This is a genomic window from Piscibacillus sp. B03, assembly GCF_052246295.1.
Classification (GTDB): domain Bacteria; phylum Bacillota; class Bacilli; order Bacillales; family Alkalibacillaceae; genus Piscibacillus.
Genome location: NZ_JBQQCO010000008.1, coordinates 1 through 22,046, shown reverse-complemented (window position 1 = coordinate 22,046; position 22,046 = coordinate 1). Strand labels below are relative to the sequence as shown.

Annotated in this window: 16 protein-coding genes; 15 read left to right on the top strand and 1 reads right to left on the bottom strand. The window is 35.3% G+C overall.

What is annotated here, in order from left to right; genetic code table 11:
* Positions 1-8 precede the first annotated feature (8 nt).
* From galU to ACTWQB_RS06940, 14 genes are all read left to right on the top strand, one after another.
* Positions 9-881, top strand: a complete 873-nt coding sequence (galU, locus tag ACTWQB_RS07005) for a UTP--glucose-1-phosphate uridylyltransferase GalU (RefSeq protein ID WP_443138477.1) — start codon at positions 9-11, stop codon at positions 879-881.
* Positions 882-941: 60 nt separating this feature from the next.
* Positions 942-2,660 (top strand): phospho-sugar mutase, encoded by a 1,719-nt coding sequence (locus ACTWQB_RS07000; RefSeq protein WP_443138476.1) that lies wholly within the window; start codon positions 942-944, stop codon positions 2,658-2,660.
* Positions 2,660-3,973, top strand: a complete 1,314-nt coding sequence (locus ACTWQB_RS06995) for a UDP-glucose dehydrogenase family protein (RefSeq protein ID WP_443138475.1) — start codon at positions 2,660-2,662, stop codon at positions 3,971-3,973. Before ACTWQB_RS07000 ends, ACTWQB_RS06995 begins: the two co-directional genes overlap by 1 nt.
* Before the next feature lie 67 nt (positions 3,974-4,040).
* Complete coding sequence (locus ACTWQB_RS06990) at positions 4,041-5,162, top strand: glycosyltransferase (RefSeq protein ID WP_443138474.1); 1,122 nt, start codon at positions 4,041-4,043, stop codon at positions 5,160-5,162.
* Between the two features lie 15 nt (positions 5,163-5,177).
* Entirely contained in the window at positions 5,178-6,299 is a 1,122-nt protein-coding gene (locus tag ACTWQB_RS06985) for a glycosyltransferase (RefSeq protein WP_443138473.1), read from the top strand.
* 6 nt (positions 6,300-6,305) lie between these two features.
* Positions 6,306-7,109, top strand: a complete 804-nt coding sequence (locus tag ACTWQB_RS06980; RefSeq protein ID WP_443138472.1) for a glycosyltransferase family 2 protein — start codon at positions 6,306-6,308, stop codon at positions 7,107-7,109.
* Positions 7,110-7,138: 29 nt separating this feature from the next.
* The gene (locus ACTWQB_RS06975; RefSeq protein WP_443138471.1) at positions 7,139-7,930 is read left to right on the top strand and encodes an ABC transporter permease; all 792 of its coding nucleotides are present in this window, start codon (positions 7,139-7,141) and stop codon (positions 7,928-7,930) included.
* Positions 7,931-7,948: 18 nt separating this feature from the next.
* Positions 7,949-9,478 (top strand): ATP-binding cassette domain-containing protein, encoded by a 1,530-nt coding sequence (locus tag ACTWQB_RS06970; RefSeq protein WP_175615277.1) that lies wholly within the window; start codon positions 7,949-7,951, stop codon positions 9,476-9,478.
* A 15-nt stretch (positions 9,479-9,493) separates the two neighbouring features.
* Positions 9,494-11,368, top strand: coding sequence for a glycosyltransferase family 2 protein (locus ACTWQB_RS06965; protein ID WP_443138470.1), 1,875 nt, complete (start codon positions 9,494-9,496; stop codon positions 11,366-11,368).
* Positions 11,369-11,383: 15 nt separating this feature from the next.
* Positions 11,384-13,525, top strand: coding sequence for a glycosyltransferase family 2 protein (locus ACTWQB_RS06960; RefSeq protein ID WP_443138469.1), 2,142 nt, complete (start codon positions 11,384-11,386; stop codon positions 13,523-13,525).
* On the top strand, positions 13,518-14,924 hold the full coding sequence (locus ACTWQB_RS06955; RefSeq protein ID WP_443138468.1) for an ATP-grasp fold amidoligase family protein: 1,407 nt from the start codon (positions 13,518-13,520) through the stop codon (positions 14,922-14,924). The genes ACTWQB_RS06960 and ACTWQB_RS06955 overlap by 8 nt, the downstream gene beginning before the upstream one ends.
* A gap of 30 nt (positions 14,925-14,954) precedes the next feature.
* Positions 14,955-16,571 (top strand): acylphosphatase, encoded by a 1,617-nt coding sequence (locus tag ACTWQB_RS06950; RefSeq protein WP_443138467.1) that lies wholly within the window; start codon positions 14,955-14,957, stop codon positions 16,569-16,571.
* A gap of 11 nt (positions 16,572-16,582) precedes the next feature.
* On the top strand, positions 16,583-18,229 hold the full coding sequence (locus tag ACTWQB_RS06945; protein WP_443138466.1) for an acylphosphatase: 1,647 nt from the start codon (positions 16,583-16,585) through the stop codon (positions 18,227-18,229).
* Between the two features lie 72 nt (positions 18,230-18,301).
* Positions 18,302-19,333 carry a CapA family protein gene (locus tag ACTWQB_RS06940; RefSeq protein WP_443138465.1) on the top strand — a complete coding sequence of 344 codons (1,032 nt, stop codon included), beginning with the start codon at positions 18,302-18,304 and terminating at the stop codon, positions 19,331-19,333.
* 25 nt (positions 19,334-19,358) lie between these two features.
* On the opposite strand, the gene ACTWQB_RS06935 is transcribed toward ACTWQB_RS06940, so the two are convergent.
* Positions 19,359-21,035 carry an ATP-grasp domain-containing protein gene (locus ACTWQB_RS06935; RefSeq protein ID WP_443138464.1) on the bottom strand — a complete coding sequence of 559 codons (1,677 nt, stop codon included), beginning with the start codon at positions 21,033-21,035 and terminating at the stop codon, positions 19,359-19,361.
* Positions 21,036-21,173: 138 nt separating this feature from the next.
* Between ACTWQB_RS06935 and ACTWQB_RS06930 the strand changes: the two genes are divergently transcribed.
* Positions 21,174-21,929: an ATP-binding protein gene (locus ACTWQB_RS06930; RefSeq protein WP_443138463.1), complete on the top strand. Its 756-nt coding sequence runs from the start codon at positions 21,174-21,176 to the stop codon at positions 21,927-21,929.
* The last annotated feature ends 117 nt before the right edge of the window (positions 21,930-22,046 follow it).

Genomic DNA, 22,046 nt, shown 5'->3' with positions numbered 1-22,046 from the left:
GTTTTAATATGCAACCAGTCAAAAAAGCAATTATTCCAGCAGCAGGTTTAGGCACTCGTTTTTTACCAGCAACCAAAGCACTACCGAAAGAAATGCTACCAATTGTAGATAAGCCAACCATTCAGTATATTGTAGAAGAAGCGATTGAGTCTGGTATTGAGGATATTATTATCGTAACCGGAAAAGGTAAAAGAGCCATAGAAGACCATTTTGATTCTTCAAGTGAATTAGAAGAAACCTTGAGGAAACGTGAAAAATACGATTTACTAGAAAAGGTCAAAAAATCATCGAACCTAGACATTCACTATATTCGTCAGAAAGAACCTAAAGGATTAGGTCATGCCGTTTGGTGTGCAAGGAAATTTATTGGGAACGAACCGTTTGCTGTTTTACTTGGTGACGATATTGTTCAGTCCGAAACACCTGGTTTAAAGCAGCTCATCAATCAATACAATGAAACAGATCGTTCCATCATTGGAGTTCAAACAGTCCCTGAAGGTGAAACAAACCGTTATGGGATTATTGATCCGTTAAATAAAAATAGCAGCCTATATCAAGTGAATCAATTTATTGAAAAGCCGCCGTTAGGTGAGGAACCATCGAACCTTGCCATTATGGGACGTTATGTATTAAAACCTGAAATTATGAGTTATTTAGAGGACCAAGAGTATGGTTCAGGTAATGAAATTCAATTAACAGATGCCATTCAACGCTTGAATGAAGTGCAGTCTGTTTATGCTTACGAATTTGATGGCAAACGTTTTGACGTAGGTGAAATAAAAGGTTTCTTAAAAACGACAATTGAATTATCATTACAACGTGATGATATTAGAGAAGAATTATTGCCATTCTTAAAACAAATACTAAATGAAACAAGATAAAGGATTCCCCCAAGTTTATATTTGGGGGATTTTTTCGAGAATGAAGGGAGTGTAGGGTGAGTGGATTGGAAAATAGCATCCCAAAAGTGGTTAACATATGAAAACTTAGACCCAAACTTAAAACAACAATTAAACCAAATGGATTCTACTGAATTAGAAGAAGCTTTCCATGAGCATATAACATTCGGTACGGGTGGAATGAGAGGTAAGCTTGGACCGGGTATTAACAGAATGAACATATATACGGTTCGGCGTGCGGCAAAAGGATTAGCCTTACATATCGAGCAACAAGGTACTGATGCGAAACAGCAGGGAGTGGTTGTGGCCCATGACCCGAGACATCAGTCGTCTACTTTTGCATTAGAAGTTGCAAAAGTATTGGGCGTTCATGGGATTAAAACATATTTATTTAAAGATATTCGCCCGACGCCGTTATTATCGTTTGCTGTTCGATATTTATCAACAGCTGCTGGAGTGATGATCACAGCAAGTCATAACCCACCAGAGTATAACGGTTTTAAAGTGTACAATGAAGAAGGGGCACAACTTTCGTTAGAAGCGTCCAAACAATTATTAGAAAAAGTCAACTCTATTGAAAATGAGTTTGCGGTAGACGTGCTTGAACAGAGTGATCTAGAGCAGCAAAACCTATTAGTTTGGTTAGAGGATGAAGTCGACAATGCTTACTTAAATGAATTAAACAAAATCACAATTAATAAAAACGCGATGGAAGAGGACATTTCAGTTGTTTTCACGCCACTTCATGGTACGGCAAGTCAGCTTGTCGAAAAAGGGTTAACACAGCTAGGAGTACAGCATCTATCGTTTGTGGAAGAACAACGTCCACCAGATCCTGATTTCACACATGTGGAACTTCCGAATCCAGAAGAAGCTCAAGCATTTGAAAAAGCGATTAAGCTGGGAGAAGACATTAACGCCGATGTCCTCATGGCGACAGACCCAGATGCCGATCGAATTGGCGTAGCTACCCGTCATAACCAAGAACAATTCAGCATTTTAACGGGTAATCAACTTGGAGCACTTATATTAGATTATATCTTAACTCATCGAACGATCAGGGACGTCACACCCGTTATGTTCAAAACAATTGTTACTTCAGAATTGGGAGCTGACATTACAAAACACCATGGCGGTATCGCACAAGACGTCTTAACTGGCTTTAAATTTATAGCAGAAAAAATTAAAAACTTAGAGAAGGATTCCAAACATCAATTTGTTTTCGGCTATGAAGAAAGCTATGGATGCCTTGTAGAAGATTTTGTGCGAGATAAAGATGCAATCCAAGCGGCTATCATCGTTGCTGAAATGGTTGCTTACTATAAAGCAAAAAATATGACGTTATATGATCGTCTTGAAGAATTATATGAACAATACGGATATTACTTAGAAGACCTTCACTCTCTTAAACTAGAGGGGCTTGAAGGTATGAAACAAATCGATGACACGATGACTTATTTTAGGAACCAAAACGCTTTACAGGTCGATGGGTTATCATTACATTCAATAGAGGATTATGTTTCAAGAAAAAAACACATCATTCAAAGTAACGATACAGAATCCATTCATTTACCAAAAGCTAACGTGGTTAAATTCAAGTTTACGGATGGTTCTTGGTGCTGTTTAAGACCTTCTGGAACGGAACCAAAACTCAAGTTCTATTTCGGTGTAAAAAGGAAAACAGCCGAGGACAGTCAGCGAAAGTTATCTATATTAAAAGAATCCATATTATCACAATTAAACAAAGTAGGTGCTAAATAATGAATATTGCAGTAATTGGAACGGGTTATGTAGGTCTTGTAACAGGAACATGTTTAGCAGAAATAGGGCACCATGTAACATGCATCGATATTGACCCTGAAAAAATAAAAACATTACAGTCCGGTCGTTCAACGATCTATGAACCTGGCTTGGAAGAACTCCTTCAAAATAATATTGAAAACAATCGTCTGGACTTCACAACAGACTATGCTACTGGTTTAGCTAACAAGGGAATCGTCTATATCGCAGTAGGAACTCCAGAGAATGAAGACGGTTCGGCTAATTTGACATTCGTTGAGGCAGTGTCAAAAGATATAGCGAAATATGCACAAAACGACCTAATTGTTGTAACGAAAAGTACGGTACCTGTTGGAACGAATCACAAAATTCAAAATTGGATTAAAGAGAACTTGCAGCAAGACGTCAACATTAAAGTCGCATCCAATCCAGAGTTTTTGCGGGAAGGTTCCGCAGTTTATGATACGTTTAATGGTGATCGTATTGTGATTGGAACAGATGATGAAAACACAGCCAACACATTAGAAGAAATTAACCGTCCGTTTGGCGTACCCGTCTATCGCACCGATGTGAACAGTGCAGAAATGATTAAATATGCATCTAACGCTTTTCTCGCTACAAAAATTAGTTTCATCAATGAAATCGCCAATATTTGTGAGAAGACTGGAGCGAACGTAGCTGATGTGGCAAAAGGTATGGGAATGGATGACCGAATCGGTAGCAAGTTTTTAAATGCAGGAATCGGATTCGGTGGTTCTTGTTTTCCAAAGGATACGCAATCTCTCATTCATATTGCTAAAGAAGTCGATTATGATTTCGAAATTTTAAAGGGAGTTGTTGAGGTTAACCACCAGCAAAAAGTAAAGCTCGTCGATCAATTAATAGAGCGATTTGGCTCAAGCCTAGAACAAATGAAAATCGCAGTTTTAGGATTAGCGTTTAAACCCAATACTGATGATATGAGAGAAGCGGCTTCAATTGATGTCATCAATAAGCTATCTTCATATAACGTCAATATTACAGCCTACGATCCAATTGCGATCGATCAAGCGAAAAAAGTAATCAAAGAAAACGTTAATTATACGACCAATATTGAAGAAGCACTCACTAACGCGGATGTCGCATTGATTATCACGGAATGGGATCAAGTTAAACAACTTGAATTCAATACCTTTAAAAAATTAATGAAAACACCAATTATTTTTGACGGACGTAATTGTTACGACCCGAAAGAGGCTGAAAAAGCGTCTGTCGAATACCATTCGATCGGACGTCCAAGCGTAACTAAAATTTAAAATTACACAACAATAGCTCTATGATATAATTCTTACAGTGTGTTTTTAATGATAAGAGGGAAGTTATATGCCAAAGAAAAAAATAAAAGTCCTGTTTCTTATCTACTATTTAGGGTCAGGTGGAGCAGGACGAACCTTTCTAAATATATTGAATAACATAGACAGAAATAGATTTGAACCAATTCTAGTAACTTGTAATTATGAAGGAAATTACGAGAGTTATTTAAACCAAGATATAAAGTTTGTAAAACTACCAACAAAACGATTAAGGTCAGCCATCATACCTTTGGCTAAACTGATTCGAAACGAACGCCCTCAAGTCGTCTTTAGCACGATTCCGAATTACAATGTTATTGCGATAGTAGCTCGTTTATTGTCTTTTACAAAAGCCCGAAACGTGGTGAGAGAAGCGGCGTTTTTAGGTCAAAATAAAAAAGAAAACTTAAAGCTAAAACTATATGGACTGTTTTATCGTTTCTCCAAGAGAGTTGTCGCTTTATCAAATGGTGTGAAGCAAAACTTAATGGATAAATATGATGTTAATCCCAACAAAATTGACGTCATCTATAATCCAGTCGAGTTAGACCATATCCGAGGCAGTACAGGAATTGAACAAATACCAGAAGAATATAAAAGAATTTATCAAGGTGATGCTCAAGTAATTGTAACAGCTGGTCGACTCGTTCGAGAAAAAGATCATCCCACGTTATTAAAAGCATTTAAAAAAGTGGTTGAAACTAAAAAAGCTAAACTGGTGATCTTAGGTGAGGGACCATTACAAGATGAACTTGAAAACCTAGCATCACAATTAGGAATTTCAGAAAATGTTTATTTTGCCGGGTTCCAAACAAATCCATATGCCTTTTTACAACAATCAGATTTGTTTACGTTAACTTCGAAAAATGAAGGATTTGGACATGTCATCGTGGAAGCGTTAGCTGTTGGAACACCAGTTGTAACGACTAACTGTAAACCTGGCGCCGAAGAAATTCTTGAAAATGGCCATTATGGTACGATTACACCAGTTGGTGATGAAAGACAACTAGCAGATGCTATAATTGAAGCATTATCGAAATCTCAGGATGATCGAGAAACCATTATCCAAAAAGGTCTGAGTCGTGCTAATGAATTTGATGCACAAGAAATTGTTAAACAATATGAACAAGTATTTGAGAAAACATTGAAATAAATTGGGGTTGAAATCATGCGATCAAGTAAGAAAGTGGTGCATTTAACGAGTGTTCACCACCCATATGACCCAAGAATCTATCATAAAGAATGCTTATCCTTGCATGAGGCGGGATATGATGTAACATTAATTGCGCAAGAAGCACCAGAAGGTCAAAAAGAAACACCGATTAAGCATATCCCGATTAATAGCTATTCATCTAAATTAAAACGAATGATTCAAGGCTCATGGGAAGTCTACCGCATAGCTAAGAAAGAAAAAGCAGATGTCTATCATTTTCATGATCCAGAACTCATGATGATTGCATGGTTATTAAAGAACAAACGAAATACAGTCGTGTATGATATTCATGAAGATTTCGTAACTAGTTTGATTAAGAAAGACTATCTTAAAAAGTCAATCAAACGTTTGATTAAAATAAGTTTCCGTACGATTGAAGGCTTTTTTACCAAAAACTTCAAGAAAGTTTTGGCTGAAAAATATTATAGTGAAATTTACCCTGAAGGACATTGGGTTTTAAATTACCCAACTGTGAACGAACAGTTTTTACAGCATGATCGTTCAAATCAGCCAATTGAAAAGAAACTTCTTTACACAGGTAATGTGGATGTTCAAAGAGGGGCTCATATACACCCGAAAATCCCAAACATCCATCAAGAAGTAGAGGTTCATTTCATTGGAAAATGTCCAAGTCGTTATGCGAATGAAATGAAAGAGATCGCTGGCGATCATCAAGATAGGATTCATATCACAGGTATTGATCGCTTTGTTGAAAAAGAAGACATAGAACAGGCTTATCTCAGCCGCAACTGGCTTGCAGGTATTGCGTTATTTCCACCAACTGAGCATTATTTAAAAAAAGAGCTCACCAAGTTTTTCGAGTATATGAATGCTGGTCTTCCAATTATTTGCTCGAACTTTGATAGGTGGAAAGAAATTATTGATCAGTACCAATGTGGAATTGCTGTGGACCCATACGATGAAACGGCAATCCATGATGCGATTGAATATTTAATTCAAAACCCGAATGAAGCTAGACAAATGGGGTTAAATGGAAAGAAGGCTGTTCAAGAACAATTGAACTGGCAAACACAAGCCAATCGACTCATCGAGCTTTATGATGAGTGGACCACGTAAAAGGTGATGATGATGGATAAGGAAAAACAACATAGTCAGACACCATTAGTCTCAGTAATTACACCAACTTATAATGCAGAAGAACATATTGAAGAAACCATACAATCTGTTCTGAATCAAACGTATGACAACTATGAAATGGTCATTGTCGACGACTGCTCTAAAGACCGAACAGTTGAAATCGTCCAATCTTATGCTCAACAAGAGCCCAAAATTAAATTGATTCAGCTTGAGACAAACCAAGGAGCGGCCGTTGCACGAAATACAGCGATGAATCACGCAGAAGGCCGGTTTATTGCGTTTTTAGATAGCGATGATTGGTGGTATCCGGAAAAACTAGAAAAACAAGTAGCATTTATGTTGGATACAGGTGTCGCGTTTTCTTTTACGAAATATAGAAGAATGAAAGAAAACGGTGAATTAACTCAAAACATTTCAAAAGCACCGAGTGAAGTGGTGTATACGGACTTATTAAAGCATTGTGTAATAGGGTGTTTAACCGTCATGTTAGATCGTGATCAAATCGGTCACGTTCAGATGAAGAATATTAGAAGAAGACAAGACTATGCATTATGGTTAACATTGACTAAAGCAGGTTATAAGGCGTATGGTTTACCTGAAGTATTAGCGAAATATCGCCTTGGACATAATACGGTTTCAAGTAACAAGCTTAAAGCATCGAAAAGTCAATGGTATGTTTATAGAGAGATTGAAAAATTAAACGTAATTAAAAGTCTGTATTATTTCGTGCATTATACGTTCTATGGGATTAAGAACACGCTTAAATCGAAACTGAAAAACCGAACTTAAAAGGAACTACAGGTGGTGCAAAAACCATTATGAAGAATTATTTGAAAGAGATTATAAAAAGAAAAGATTTATTATATTACCTAGTTAAATCAGGATTAAAAGCGGAACACCGTAATAGTTATTTAGGCTATTTCTGGTGGTTATTGGATCCATTACTAAACGTACTCGTTTATTATTTCTTAGTTGTTATTGTTTTAGGTCGAGAGAATGATGACTTTAACTATGCTGTATTCTTAGTCATCGGTTTAGTTGCTTGGAGATGGATTAGTTCAAGTATAAATAGTGCATCTAAATCCATTTTAAGATATAGCACAATTATTAACCAAGTCTATTTACCAAAATCGATATTCCCATTATCATTTACGATTTCACAGTTATTTAACTTCCTATTTGGACTAATTGTAGTAGCGATCTTCTTAGCATTTAACGGAATTGTTCCAGGGTGGGAAATTATTTTCTTACCATTAATTATATTAGTCACGCTTGTATTTTTAATGGCAATTGGTTTTGTATTAGGTTATGTTAATGTATTCGTACGAGATATTGATAATGTGATGACGCATATCATTAGAATCTTTTTCTACGCTTCACCGATTATTTGGGAAGGCGGAAGATTGAAAGGATCAGAATATAATTTAGATTGGATTGTTGATTATAATCCGATTGCGGTCATCGTTAATTCGTATCGTGATGTTCTGATGTTTAATACAACACCAAATTTTGTAGGATTAGGAATTATCTTTGTGGTGTCATCCATTGTGGCCATTACCATGCTATATCATTATAGCAAGAATGAGCATAAAATCATTAAAGCTCTATAGTTTAGAAAGTAGTTGATCATGATGAGTAAACAAAATGAAATTATTCAATCAAAAGGCGTAGGTGTCGCTTTTTACGAAAATGATCAGGACGATCTAAAATCAAAAGCATTTCGTATCTTCTCGAATGAGAAGAAAAAGAAAAGATCCAAGCACACTTGGGCACTTGAAGATATCACTTTTGAAGGATACGAAGGTGAGATTTTAGGAATTATTGGATCGAATGGTGCTGGAAAAACAACTTTAAGTAAAGTGATCTCAAAAATATTGATTGAAGATAAAGGGGATATTGACGTTGATGGAAAAGTCACGGCTTTATTCTCATTTGGTATGGGCTTTAATAAAGAATTAACTGGTCGAGAAAACGTTTATTTAAACGGTATGATGCTTGGGATTGATAAAGAACTCATTCATCAATACATTGACGATATTCATGAGTTCTCTGAGATTGGCAAATTTATGGATCAGCCGATGAAATATTATTCCAGCGGTATGAAAGCCCGTTTAGGTTTTAGTGTAGCTGCTCATTTACAGCCTGAAGTATTAATTTTAGATGAAGCATTAAATACAGGGGATGCTCGTTTCGGGCAAAAAGCAGCAGACAAGATGCGTGAGCTGGTAAAAGAGGCGAAGATGGTCATTATTGTGACGCACAGCCTAAGATATGCTCAACGTAATTGTGATCGTTTAATTTGGTTAGACAGAGGTCATATCCAAGAAATTGGTGATCCCAAAACAGTCATTGCTAATTACCGTGCCTCATTACCTAAAATCGAGAAAAAGAAACGACGCAGTTTACAATTAACGAAAACGGAAACAGAAGTTAAAGACCGTACCGTCGTGAAAGCAGAAAATGTTGGCGTGAGCTTCAACTTAAATAACGGTGAGAAACATTGGGCTTTAAGACATTTAGACTTTGAAATTAAAGAAGGCGAAATTGTAGGTATTATCGGTCACAATGGAGCTGGGAAAAGTACGTTATGTAAAGCCTTAACGAATATATTGAGGCCAGATGAAGGTGAACTCGAAGTCAATGGTCAAACCTCAACGTTACTAGGATACGGAACAGGATTTAACCCACAACTAACAGGTCGGGATAATGTTTATCTAAATGCAATGCTATTAGGGATTTCCAAGAAAAAAGTACACGACCAATTTGATCAGATCGTTGAATTCTCTGGTATAGGAAAAGCCATTGACCGTCCAATTAAAAATTACTCGAGTGGTATGAAAGCAAGACTTGGCTTTAGTATAGCTGCCACACTTAAACCAGATATTTTTATCATTGACGAAGCTTTATCAACGGGAGATGTCGAATTTAAAGAGAAAGCATCTGAACGTATTCAAGATATGATGGAACAAGCGAAGTCCGTTATTATTGTCTCTCATAGTATGACATTTGTAGAAAAAATCTGTACACGTGGGATTTGGATTGAACAAGGTCAAATTCGCATGGACGGAAAAGCAGAAGATGTGGTCAAAGCTTATCGAGAAGCGACTGGGGCTAATCAAAAAGGAAAGAAAGTATTAAGAGCAAAAAAGAAACAATAGGATGGTGTCACAACGATGCACTTAGTCAAAAAAGCGGTCAGTTCAGTTATTGATGGCGTTTTATATAAAGTATTAGATGAAAAAACGAAGAAAAAAATAGCCGACTCTTTAACCGATCAACAAAAAGCCGTTATAAGAAAAATAATCGGTAAAGGACGAAAGCATACAAATCAACAATATATTAAACAGATTAAACGTCATTTGTATAACTATGGCTTTATTCATAAAGCTTATGAAGATTTAAAAGAGATTTATGAAACGACTGATGACCAGCATTTAAAATCGTTAGCCGCATGGGAATTAGCTCAATGGCATGCGAATGAATACACCAAAGCAGATAGTCGAAAAGCCATCGACTATCTTAAATTTTTATCCAAACAAGAAACGAATTTAGAACAACAAAGACGTTATGCGATATTAAGCGCTGAATGCTTCGATCAATTAGGAGCTCGTGATTCAGCATGTCGAATATTACTAAAAACGTTAAAGCAAAAAGAGCACCCAGATATTTACTTAGGATTAGCCAATTTAGAAGATTCGCCAGAGGATAAACTGTACTGGATGAATCAAGCGATTAAACAATACGATTTAATCCCTATTCAATTCAATCAACATGGTGAAAATATCACGTATGATGATTTAGAAAACGTTTCATTAGGATCAGCCGTTCAAGGACCTAAAATCAGTGTAATCTTACCAGCTTATAACGCTGAAGATGGGATTCAAACAGCAATCGAATCCATTCAAAACCAAACATGGCGTAATTTAGAGTTAATCGTGGTTGACGACCAAAGCCAGGACGGCACAGTTGAAGTGGTCAAGCAATACATGGAGAAGGATCCAAGAATCCAATTACTCCAAACACCTGTCAATAGTGGCCCTTATATCGCGCGTAATATTGGATTAAGAGCTGCAACAGGTGAGTTTGTCACGATTAACGACGCGGATGATTGGTCCCATGTACAAAAGCTCGAAATCCAAGCGAATCATCTAATCAAACATAAAAATGTGGTCGCTAATACGTCGGAGCACGCACGTCTAACTGAGGAGTTAAATTTCTATAGACGTGGGAACCCTGGCCGGTATATTTTCCCGAATATGTCTTCGATTATGTTTCGTAGAGATCTCGTATTAAAAGAAATTGGATATTGGGATAGCGTTCGATTTGCAGCGGATGGGGAGTTTAAAAGAAGACTCATTCGAACATTTGGCCGTTCACGGTACGTCGATTTGAAATCAGGCCCATTATCACTGCCAAGACAATCTGTGACATCTCTAACAGGTAGTTCAGCATTTGGATATAATGGCTTCTTTATGGGAGTCCGTAAAGAGTACGTTGAAAGCTTAGAACATTATCAACGTAATGGTCACTCACTATATTATCCGTATCCACTTCAAGTACGACCATTTCCTGTACCTGAACCAATGTGGCCACAGCGTGAAGATAAACAAGGCGGATCTCGTGAGTTTGATTTAGTTATTGCAACTGATTTTCGATTAATAGAGGAATATGATATAGGTTGGAATAGCTTAATTCGAGAATTAATGAATACCAACTATCGAATTGGTTTAGTTCAGATGTACGAATTTGATTATGAAACCAAACAAGAAGTACCATCAACTATACGTCAGTTACTTTATAACCCGCAAGTTCACATGCTGGTTTATGGAGAAAACATTTCAACAGATTATTTAATTATTGAAAATGAACATGTCTTAACCGAGTGGCAAAAATATGTCCCAACGATTAAGGCTCAACAGATACAAGTACTAGGTGAAGCGGATTATCGTAAGAATGATCACTTAGTCACTTATTTTGGGAAGCCAGGAACATTTGTCAATAAAGAGAGTACAAGAATTGATCGACTCGTAACGTCATTATTGACTTAAAAGGAGACGGTTGTGTTGCATAACCACGAAGATTTAAAGTCGTATCGCCAAAAGAATCAAGAGCTTGAACTAAAAATTAACCAACTAAATGAATTAAGAAAACAAAAACTAAAAGAACGTCATGAAGTTCATAAAGAAATGGTCGAAAAGCAATATTATTTCAACCAAGTACAAAAGTTTCGGACGTTCATATCAACTTCAATTAGGAAAGTTATGAAAGTTTGTCGGACATTAGTTGGAGGTTTATTAGGTAGACGAGATCTTAGACAATTGTATAGTCGTACCTATAAACAAAAATTTGAACAAAACAAGCTCAAAAAATACCAGAAGTATTTGTACGAATACGGCTTTGAATCTACTGTTTTATTTGAGTTGGAACAAATGTATCACAATCCTAGAAATAAGTATCACAAAAAAGCAGTCGCAGAAATGCTATTATTGTGGCATGCCAATCAACTAACGGTAGAAGATTCACACAAAGCACTAACCTATTTAAAAGAGTTGAGTCATAAAGAAACGAATCGCGAACAACTAAGAAAACTTTCGATTATAGAAGCTGAATGTTTACAACGATTAGGATACGCCCACCAGGCTCGAAATGTCATTAACGAAGCTTTGAAACTTGGAGATCATCCAGACCTTTACTTTGCTCTAACAAATCTAGAAGAAGATCAGGATAAAAAGGAACAATTTATTAACAAGGCACTTGAAATGTATCAATTAAGTCCCATTAAGTTTAATCAAGCATTGCATGATCAACTCTATGATCAACTAGACACCATTTTACAAGGGAAACAAACAACCGATTCAGATGTTAAAGTGACGGTCATTTTACCTGCTTATAATGCTGAAGATGGTATAGCGACGGCAATTGAATCGATTTTAAATCAAACCTGGAAGAATCTCGAACTCATCATCGTTGATGACCATAGTCAGGATGATACATTATTTGTAGCCAAACGTTATGAAGAACAAGACGAACGTGTAAAAGTTTTACAAACACCACAAAATAGTGGACCATACGTTGCGCGCAACATTGCGTTAGCCCAAGCCAGAGGTGATTTGATTACCGTTAACGATGCTGATGACTGGTCACATGCTGAAAAAATCGGAATTCAAGCTCAGCATTTAATAGATCATCCAGAGGTAATAGCCAACACATCTGAACACGCAAGGCTGACAGAAGAATTAACCTTCTATAGAAGAGGGTTATTTGGTCGTTACATTTTTTCAAATATGTCATCTCTAATGTTCCGTAAAGATGAAGTACTTAATTCAATCGGTTATTGGGATGAAGTAAGATTTGCAGGGGACGGAGAGTTTAAACGTCGCTTGTTAAAAACATTTGGAAAAGAACGAATTGTCGATCTCGAAACAGGTCCATTATCACTTCCAAGACAAGCAGCAGGATCTTTAACGAGCAGCTCGGCATTTGGGTATGATGGACATTTTAAAGGTGCAAGAAAAGAATACGTTGAAAGTTTTGAATACTACCATGAATACGGTGAATCATTACAATATCCAATTTCACCTACATCGAGATTGTTTCCAGTACCTGAGCCAATGCTTCCAAATAAAAATCGCTCGAAAATTCGTCAGTTTGATATAATAATAGCAGCGGATTTTAGACAGTTGAATGAATCAGTGATTCATAACATTCGATCTTTAAAACAGATGGAATTCAAAGTCGGATTAGCACAAATAAGTGAATATAATTTTAACCTTCCATATAGAATGGCCGATGTATATCGCCAATTAATCGATGGAGAACAACTTCAGGTCGTGGTTTTTGGAGAACAGATTGAATGCGAATTACTTTTAGTCTATGATTTATCTATTTTGTACGAAGATCAACGCTACATTCCAAGTATTAAACCAAGCAGCGTAAAAATGATTGTAACTAAGTTGAGATCTGATAAAAAGCAACCAATCAGAGTTAGTTCACATCGATTAATACAATATTTCGGACATAAAGGTAAATGGTACCCTATAAATGATTCTGTACGAGGTCAGTTAAAAGAACGACATTTAAGAGAACTTAAAAACATTAAATTATCGATTCATAACTGGAATCATTTGATGAAGAACCATGATTCGTTTAAAGAATTTATAGACTGTCACCTATTATCTAAGAAAGGGGATGTGACGAATGAATAATCAAAATAAACAACACAAAGCCGACCAAAACACCTCCCCTTTGTTAGTGGAAAAAGAAAAAGAAGTCAATCTTTCACGCAGCTTATACGAACTAGAAAGAGAGATTGAACAGTTAAATTTAGAAATCAAGCATGATGAAAAAGTTATGAAAAATATGCAAAAAAGCCCGATGTGGAAAGTGGCTAAGTGGTTTCAAAAGCTAAAGTCTGTACAAAAAACAAATCAATATCAAATTAAAGAACTAGAAGACCAGATCCAATCGCTAAAAGCGTTATTGTATACAACAAAATCAGAACTGAATTTATTAAACGTCAACGATCGCCAACTCAATACGTACAAAATAATGCAAATGTTGGCTGAAGAACATCATCGAGGTAATTTACTACAATACCTTTCAAACCTGATTGAACAAAAAGAACTACATGATCAAAATTACAAAAATACATTACACCACGCAGCTCGACTCTTAATGAAAGGCAAAGAGGACTATCAAAAAGTAGCTTATGATCAAATATTAAATGCTTTAAAGACAGAAGATATTCCAGAATTTATGGTCAGGATCGGGTTTAAGGACAATCCAGTATCATTATCACCAGCTGCATCCTTTAGAGCAAGCTTAACGATGCGAATGAGACAACAACAATTAACCCAATCCTTACCTGAATGGCCACTGGATCAAAAGGAACTAGCATACCAGTTTGTAGATCAATTTGACGTTAGAAGGCCATACACAGATGATATGGTATATTCACTAGATAAAATACCTACTAAAGATGGAATCGTCATTAAACCAGAAGATGGCGCTGGTTCCCGTGGTGTTTATCTAGTTCATAGTTCCACTAAAATTGCAGATATTAAACGTAACCAAACGTTATTCAGTATTGAACAGTTGAAAAAACATATGGAACAAGACCTAAACAGTGGCTGGGTCGAATCTGACCAATGGAAAATTGAAGAATTAATTTACGAAGATCAAACCCAACACATCCCAGCAAGAGATATTAAATTTTATTGTTTCTATGGAAAAGTAGCCCTTATATTAGAAATTACACGTTATCCAGAATTACAATATTGTTGGTGGACAAGGGATGGTCAACCGATTAAAACAGGTAAATATGAACATGAACTATTTAAAGGTGAAGGTGTTGACGCTGAAGAACTTAAGATGGTTGAAGAATTAAGCTTAAACATCCCAGCACCTTTTTTAAGAATAGATTTTCTAAAAAGTGAAGATGGCTTAGTATTTGGCGAATTTACCCCTAAACCAGGAAACTATGACGAATTCAGTGATGAAATAGATGAGTGGTTAGGTAATGAGTACTTAGAGGCGGACAATCGATTAACTCATGATTTATTAAATGGAAAAAAGTTTCGTTTATTAGAAGATAAAAACAAATAAAAGAATGGATTTATTTAGGAGGACAAAGGAATGGCAGACAATCAGGAGAATTGGCTTAAACACCTGCCAAAAGAAATACTAGACGGCATTCAAGGAAATTATCTCGATTCATATATGGTAGCCCTTGAGGGATGGCGCAGAGGACTAACACTCAAATGGCATATTAAGGATCATGAGAAGTTTAAAGACCTCAAGACTTGGTTTGTGGACGAACCAGGTCAACTTTTTTCGTTAAGTAATGGAGAAAAAGTACATTACTTTTTCCGAACAAGAGGGGACTTAATTACAAATGAAGCAGTTGAAATCGGAAAGAGTAAGCAAAAGACTAAGGAATACTTAGAGAAAGCAAATGTAAAAGTTCCTGAAGGCAAAGAATTTAACGAAGAATCTACGATTGAGGAAATAAAAGCTTATGCAGAAAGTCTTGGATATCCCGTCGTAGTAAAACCAACAGATGGTAGTTTCGGTAGAGGTGTCTATACTAACGTTTTGAGTGATGGTGAGTTAGAGTTCTCCGTTCAAAATCTTAGAGAACAATTAAACACCGACAGAATCATCATCGAAAAGTATGTGGATGGAGAAGACTTTCGTCTTTACGTAATTGAAAATGAAGTAGTTGGTGCGATGAAGCGTATTCCACCAAATGTCGTTGGAGATGGAAAACATACTATTCGTCAATTAATCGAGCAAAAGAACCTAATTCGTCAGGACAACCCAAGATTAATTAATTGCCAAATAAAAATAAACAATGAGCTGAAAGACTACATTGGTCGACACAATTTATCGTTAGACACGGTTGTAGAAGAAGGAAAACAAATCTTCTTGAGTAAAAAATGCAACATTTCAATCGGTGGGGATCCAATCGATGTTCTTAATGATATTAGCCCAGATGCGAAACAAATAGCGATTAATGCTTTAAAAGCTATACCAAATATGAGCCATGGGGCAGTGGACTTAATGGTAGATCGTGATGGTCAAGCTTATGTGATTGAAGTCAATGCAACAGCTCAAATCGGTGGTTTATTATTCCCAATTAAAGGAGAAAGCCGAGATATTCCATCTGCTATTATTGATTATTACTTCCCAGAGACAAAACATATAAATGGAACGAAATCTCAAATGTTCTTTGATTTCTATGATGTCCTTGATCCACTTTTTAACTATGAAGCAAGCTCAACAACAGTAACACCAGCACCATTAGGAAAAGTGTTTGCTAAAAAATATATCGTCACGGGTGATGTGCAAAATATTGGTTATCATAGAGGATTAAGAAAGCAAGCTTTTGAACGTGAATTACATGGTTATGTCATGAGCATTGAGGATGAAGGGATTGAAGTCGTAGTCGCCGGCCTCGACCCAGAGATGGTAGATGATTTTAAAAATGGATTATATGAGGATCCAGAAAGATCAGAAGTTGAAGAGGTAAGAGAAGAACCGTATGAAGGCTTTTTAAATGTAGGTTTTGAAATCAAATTAGATCTCAAAACTCAAATTAATGAAATCAATGACTATAAAAAACAGTTAGAGCGTCTTGATTTAGAAATTAAAAAAGAAGAGAAGAAGAGAAGGAAATTTAAACAAAGTTTCTCATGGAAAGTATCATCGCCAATTCGATTATTCGGTGCAATCGTAAAGAGGATAAAATAGGAGGAAAAATGATGAGTGAACAGCAAGGTATAAGTCTTCCCCATTTAACAAATGAAATTGTTAAAAATGCTAGAAAGACAAGACTTGATGCATTTGCTATTGCATTAGAAGGATGGAGAAGAGGTCTAAAATTAAAATGGTATACTAAAGACTCAGAGCATTTTCAAGATATGATTATCTTTGGAGTAAACCCTCCAGGTCGATTATTCTCTTTAAGTTCAGATGAACGCACCCATTACTTTTTCAGAACGCGTGGAGATAAAGTAACGAACGAAGCAGTAGAAATCGGTTCTGAGAAAGATGATACGAAAGAGTGGCTTAAAAAAGCTGGAGTACCGGTACCATTAGGAACAGGTTTTGAAGAAGATGCAACGGATGAAGAAATTTACAATTATAGTTTAAAACTAGGTTTCCCATTAGTTCTTAAACCTACAAATGCCAGTCTTGGTAACGGGGTTGTCACCAATATCAAAAACGAACAAGAACTAAGAAAAGCCATTGAATATGTGCGTCACACATTAGAATATGGTGAAGTTATCGTTGAACAGTATATTAAAGGTGAGGAATATAGGGTATATGTTATAGAAGACCAAGTCATTGCAGCCTATAATCGTAAACCTGCTAACGTTATGGGTGATGGCATTCATACGATTGAAGAGTTAATCGACTTAAAAAACCGTGAGAGAAGAAAAAATGCCAGACTCAACAGTTGTTTAATTGATATAGATGTGGAAGTCTTAGAATTCATCCAAGAATCAGGTTACACTTTAGGAAGCGTTCCAGATAAAGGAGAACAAATCCTTCTAAGACAAAAAACGAATGTATCATCAGGTGGAGACCCGATCGATGTCACAGATACTATATCTGAAGAAATTAAAAGCATCGCCATCAATGCTATGAAAGCTGTACCAGGCCTTTACCATGGTGGTGTTGATATTATTGTTAATGAGAGTAACAACACAGAAGCAGAAGGTGTTGTAATAGAATTAAACCCAACTGCCCAAATCGGTGGAATCCTCTTCCCGCTTAGAGGTAAGGCACGAGATATACCAAAAGCAATCGTGGATTATTATTTTCCAGAAACAAAAGGGTTTGATACATCCGATTCAAGAGTCTATTTCGATCTTACAAAAGTATTAGAACCACTTGAAAACAGAATGGCTCTAGAGGTGGAAGTAGCACCGATGCCACAAGGGAAAATTACTTCTAGAAAATATATTGTGAAAGGTAATGTACAGCACTATAGTTACCATCAGTTTCTTAAGAAAAGTGCCATTGAGTTAGGGTTACACGGTTATGTAAACAACAACGTATTTGATGAAATTGAAATCTTTGTTGCAGGTAATGACAAAGAAGCCATTAAAACTTTCAAAAGTAGAATAAGGCAATACCCTCAACGATCTAGGGTGGATTTAATTAAAGAAGAATACTGCGACGAACCATTTACAATTGGTTTTGATATAACATATGATTATAAAACAACAAGTATGAAATCGGTGCAATATGCAGCCAAAAAGATGGAAAGCGAACTAGTTCAAAAAACAAGGTTAAGAGATCGCGTTGTTAAAGATAACCAACACATATTAAATAGTCACTCATGGAAATATACAGCTCCTCTAAGAAAAATAAGTGGTGCACTCAAAGGTAAACACAATTAAAGGCTATATTAAGTAGGTGGATTTTAATTATTAATAGTATTATATTAAGTGCTTAATGTTGGAGGTAGATTTATGTCGACAATAAAATTAGTCGCTACAGGAGACGTGTTACTGCATGATCGAATATATAACATAAGCAAAACAAGTGATGGAAAATATGATTTTAGAGATAAACTTAAGCCTGCTAAAAATATTCTAAGTTCTGGTGATATTTCAATAGTTAATTTAGAATCATTAGTAGCCGGTGAAGAGATGGGGCTTTCCTCATTTCCTGAATTTAATAATCCGGTAGAGCTAGCAGAAAATTTAAAGGAATTTGGTACAGATATTGTTTCTAATTCTAATAATCACACTATGGATTTAGGGGAAGCTGGTGTTCTAAAGTCATTAGAAAATCTAGAAAAAATAAATCTAGAATATGTGGGTTCTCATAAATCGAAAAAGGATGCTAAAAGGCATCGCATTATTGAAAGAAAAGGTATTAAGGTTGGTTTTTTATCATATACTGCAGTTACTTTAGGGAAAAACCCACCGAAAGGAAAAAATTATCTTTTAAACAGAATTGTTAAGGGACAAACCAAATTTGTTAGACAAGCTATCGAACGTTTGAAAAAAGAAGAAAATCCAGATGTTGTAGTCGTGTCATTACATTACGGTCGTGAGTACCCATTATTACCTGTATCTTCGCAAAAAGAAATCTCAGCATCAGTTTCGGATGCAGGGGCAGACATTATTATAGGTCACCATCCGCATGTACTTCAACCAGCTGAATGGATTATTAACTCAAGAGGTAAGAAGACATTCTGTATTTATTCTTTAGGTAACTTCTATTCTGGACAAAAGGGTTTGTACAGACAAATTGGTGGAGCATTATCTTTAGACATCGAAAAGAAACAAGGTCAGATAAATATAAAAAATCCAGAATTAAAGTTAACATTTGTGGATGCAAATAAAAAAGCAGGTTACCAGATGCACAATTTACTAGATTATATTAGTAAGAATCCTTATATTAGGACAACTCATGGTGAATTTGATTCATTAGAAGTTTATAGTGAACTATCTAATAGATTTAAGAATTGGATGCCAGAAATTAAATTGAATTAAAAAATAACCGAAGCAACTGCTTCGGTTATTTTTTAATGATTTTTATAGCTTTTCTCAAAGGTTTAGTTACCTTCCAAGATGTACTACTTTCCATTTGTTTCAATCGTTTTTTAAGGTTTTTATTTTGTTTTTCCATCAGATTGTAATATTTCTCTTTTTGTTCGAATTCTGTAAGCTTTCTAACTAACTTCTGGTGATCATTTTTGAGATCACTATATTTTTTGAAATACTCATCACTTATTTTCTTTGAACTTTGCTCAGAATCTCCTTCATTATCGCCTACAATTGTAAAGCCGTGTTTGACTGGACTCTTTCTTTGTTTTTCTGAAATAGTTGCATTTGAGAAGTTTTTCTTAACCTTTTTATTCAAGGCATTGGTAAATTTTTTGACATTTCCTTCATTACCACCAATAACAATTGCAACATCTCCGTTAGAAAGAGATTTAATATATCCATTTATCTTATGATTGAAAGCAATTCTTCTAATCTGTTTAGCAAATTTTATAGAATAGTTGCAATCTGTAATAACAAACCTAGTTAATTTAATAGGTCCGCTTGGTAACTTTGGTATCTTGATTTCACTAGCAGAGCGCTGTAAACATGAATCATAAATATAATCATAATCAATATATAATTTATTTGCCTCAGTTTTATCCACGTTTTTCGTTTCAGGAAAATAAAAATCAACTATATCAGAAGGAATATCTCTTGCTTGTCCTTCTAAAGGATATAAATGTTGTGTGATATGGGCTCTTGAATTAATTTCAAGGACTACTCCCGTATCCTCATCTTCGTTTACAATCATATCTATTCCACAATGTGGTAAGTCTTCAAAGGACTTTGCAGCAGCTATAGCAATTTCTTTAATTTTATCACTCACTTGACCAGATACATCAATTGAGTCTCCGCCAGAGCTTACATTACTTTTAGTTTTCAAGTATACAGTTTCATCTTTCTTTGGTATTGAATTCAGATTATAGCCGTTTTGTTTTAGTAAATTTCTTGTTTCATCGTCAACTTTTATAGGTCTATTAGATAAAGAAGGTACTTTTGTTCTTTCGACATTTTTTTGTTTAATGAGATCGCTAATAGTATTCACACCATCACCAATAACATGTGCTGGTAATCTTTTTAATGCCGCAGCTACTTTATCTCCTATAACATATAGTCTATAATCAACACCTGGAAAAAATCGCTCAATGAGTACTTCAGAAGAATTTAGTTTTCCCCTAACATATTCTAAAGCCTCAGTTAGTTCTTCCTTATTTTTAATATTGGCTATAACACCTTTTCCGCCAGTACCTTGTAAAGGTTTTAATACTACTGGATATTTAAAGGTTTCTGCATATGAAATAATTTCTTGATTCGTTGAATTTTCTTCAAATAACTTACCTTCAGGATTAGGAACATTGTTTTTTGTTAAGTACTCTTTGGTAGAAAATTTATTTTTAGTAAGTTTTTTGGCTTCAACAGATACTTTATCTCCTCTAGTTACACTAAATTGATGACTCTTAGTTCCATCACTTAGGGTAAAATAAGGTTCTATATTACCACTAGCTTCTCTTAATATCCTAATAGTTATATTTAATCCTCTTCTCCATGCCTCTAATATAATACTATATGTACTTAACATGTAATTATTAGCACTTTTGGGAAGGCTATTTTCGAGATGAGGAAGAAATCTTTTTTCTTCGGAACTCATAATCCATCTACTCCTTATACAAATTGTAAATAATACTAATTAATTTTAGCATAAACCTTAAGTCTATTAAATTATAACAGAACGTTTAATACTTTGTGTTATAATCAATAAATATTATGGAATTTGGAGTGAATGATAGTGTCTAAGGAAAAAAATCAATTCGTAACATCAAAGATGGTTGAAGGAATTACAGGATTTAATTTATGTGCTTTTTTAATAGGTTTAGAAGGGTGGAGAAGAGGTTTAAAATTAAATTATTATGTGGATATTCATCAATATTCTGACATTAGAACTCAAGGAAAAAAGCTAATTGGAAGAAATTATTCTTTTTCCTCAAAAGATCGTACTCATTACTTTAATCAATCTAGAGGAGATAAAGTATGTAATGAAGCGGTTAGAATTGCACAAAGTAAGCAACTTACAAAACAGTATCTAAAGGAAAGCGGAGCGAATATTCTTGATAGCTTACAGTTTGATAAATCAGTAACAAATGATGAAATCATTGAAAAGTCTAAAACATTAGGTTATCCATTAATTGTTAAACCTACGTATGGAACGCTTAGTAAGGGCGTTGTTATTAATATTAAAAACGATGAAGAACTAAAAGAAGCATTAAAGCGAGTAAGAAATAAATTAGGTTTTAAGAATGTTATAGTAGAGCAATATTTTAATGGTGATGACATTAGGTTATATGTAATAGAAGACAAAGTAGTTGCTGGAATAAAAAGAGTACCAGCAAAGGTGATAGGCGATGGAGTTAGTACCATTAAAGAGCTAATCGATCAAAAAAATGAATCTCGTAAAAGCAACCCATACTTAGCCGCTAGACCTATTAAAATTGATGATGAGGTATATGAAGTTTTACAAGAACAAGGTTACAGTCTGAGAGTATAAAATATTTTGTGTAAATGATTTTTAGAACATAGAAAAAGGAAGACCCTTTTTGTAGAATTAAGTTAGCCGACAAAATTCACAGAAAAGAGGTCTTCCCTATGAACCATGTTACTACAG

Excerpts from the sequence above, each read along its gene's own strand:
- ACTWQB_RS06955 (WP_443138468.1), top strand. The coding sequence starts at position 13,518 with ATGAATAATCAAAATAAACAACACAAAGCCGACCAAAACACCTCCCCT.
- ACTWQB_RS06965 (WP_443138470.1), top strand. The coding sequence starts at position 9,494 with ATGCACTTAGTCAAAAAAGCGGTCAGTTCAGTTATTGATGGCGTTTTA.
- ACTWQB_RS06980 (WP_443138472.1), top strand. The coding sequence starts at position 6,306 with ATGATGATGGATAAGGAAAAACAACATAGTCAGACACCATTAGTCTCA.
- ACTWQB_RS06985 (WP_443138473.1), top strand. The coding sequence starts at position 5,178 with ATGCGATCAAGTAAGAAAGTGGTGCATTTAACGAGTGTTCACCACCCA.
- ACTWQB_RS06945 (WP_443138466.1), top strand. The coding sequence starts at position 16,583 with ATGAGTGAACAGCAAGGTATAAGTCTTCCCCATTTAACAAATGAAATT.
- ACTWQB_RS06990 (WP_443138474.1), top strand. The coding sequence starts at position 4,041 with ATGCCAAAGAAAAAAATAAAAGTCCTGTTTCTTATCTACTATTTAGGG.
- ACTWQB_RS06970 (WP_175615277.1), top strand. The coding sequence starts at position 7,949 with ATGATGAGTAAACAAAATGAAATTATTCAATCAAAAGGCGTAGGTGTC.
- ACTWQB_RS06950 (WP_443138467.1), top strand. The coding sequence starts at position 14,955 with ATGGCAGACAATCAGGAGAATTGGCTTAAACACCTGCCAAAAGAAATA.
- ACTWQB_RS06940 (WP_443138465.1), top strand. The coding sequence starts at position 18,302 with ATGTCGACAATAAAATTAGTCGCTACAGGAGACGTGTTACTGCATGAT.
- ACTWQB_RS06935 (WP_443138464.1), bottom strand. The coding sequence starts at position 21,035 with ATGAGTTCCGAAGAAAAAAGATTTCTTCCTCATCTCGAAAATAGCCTT.
- ACTWQB_RS06995 (WP_443138475.1), top strand. The coding sequence starts at position 2,660 with ATGAATATTGCAGTAATTGGAACGGGTTATGTAGGTCTTGTAACAGGA.
- galU (WP_443138477.1), top strand. The coding sequence starts at position 9 with ATGCAACCAGTCAAAAAAGCAATTATTCCAGCAGCAGGTTTAGGCACT.
- ACTWQB_RS06975 (WP_443138471.1), top strand. The coding sequence starts at position 7,139 with ATGAAGAATTATTTGAAAGAGATTATAAAAAGAAAAGATTTATTATAT.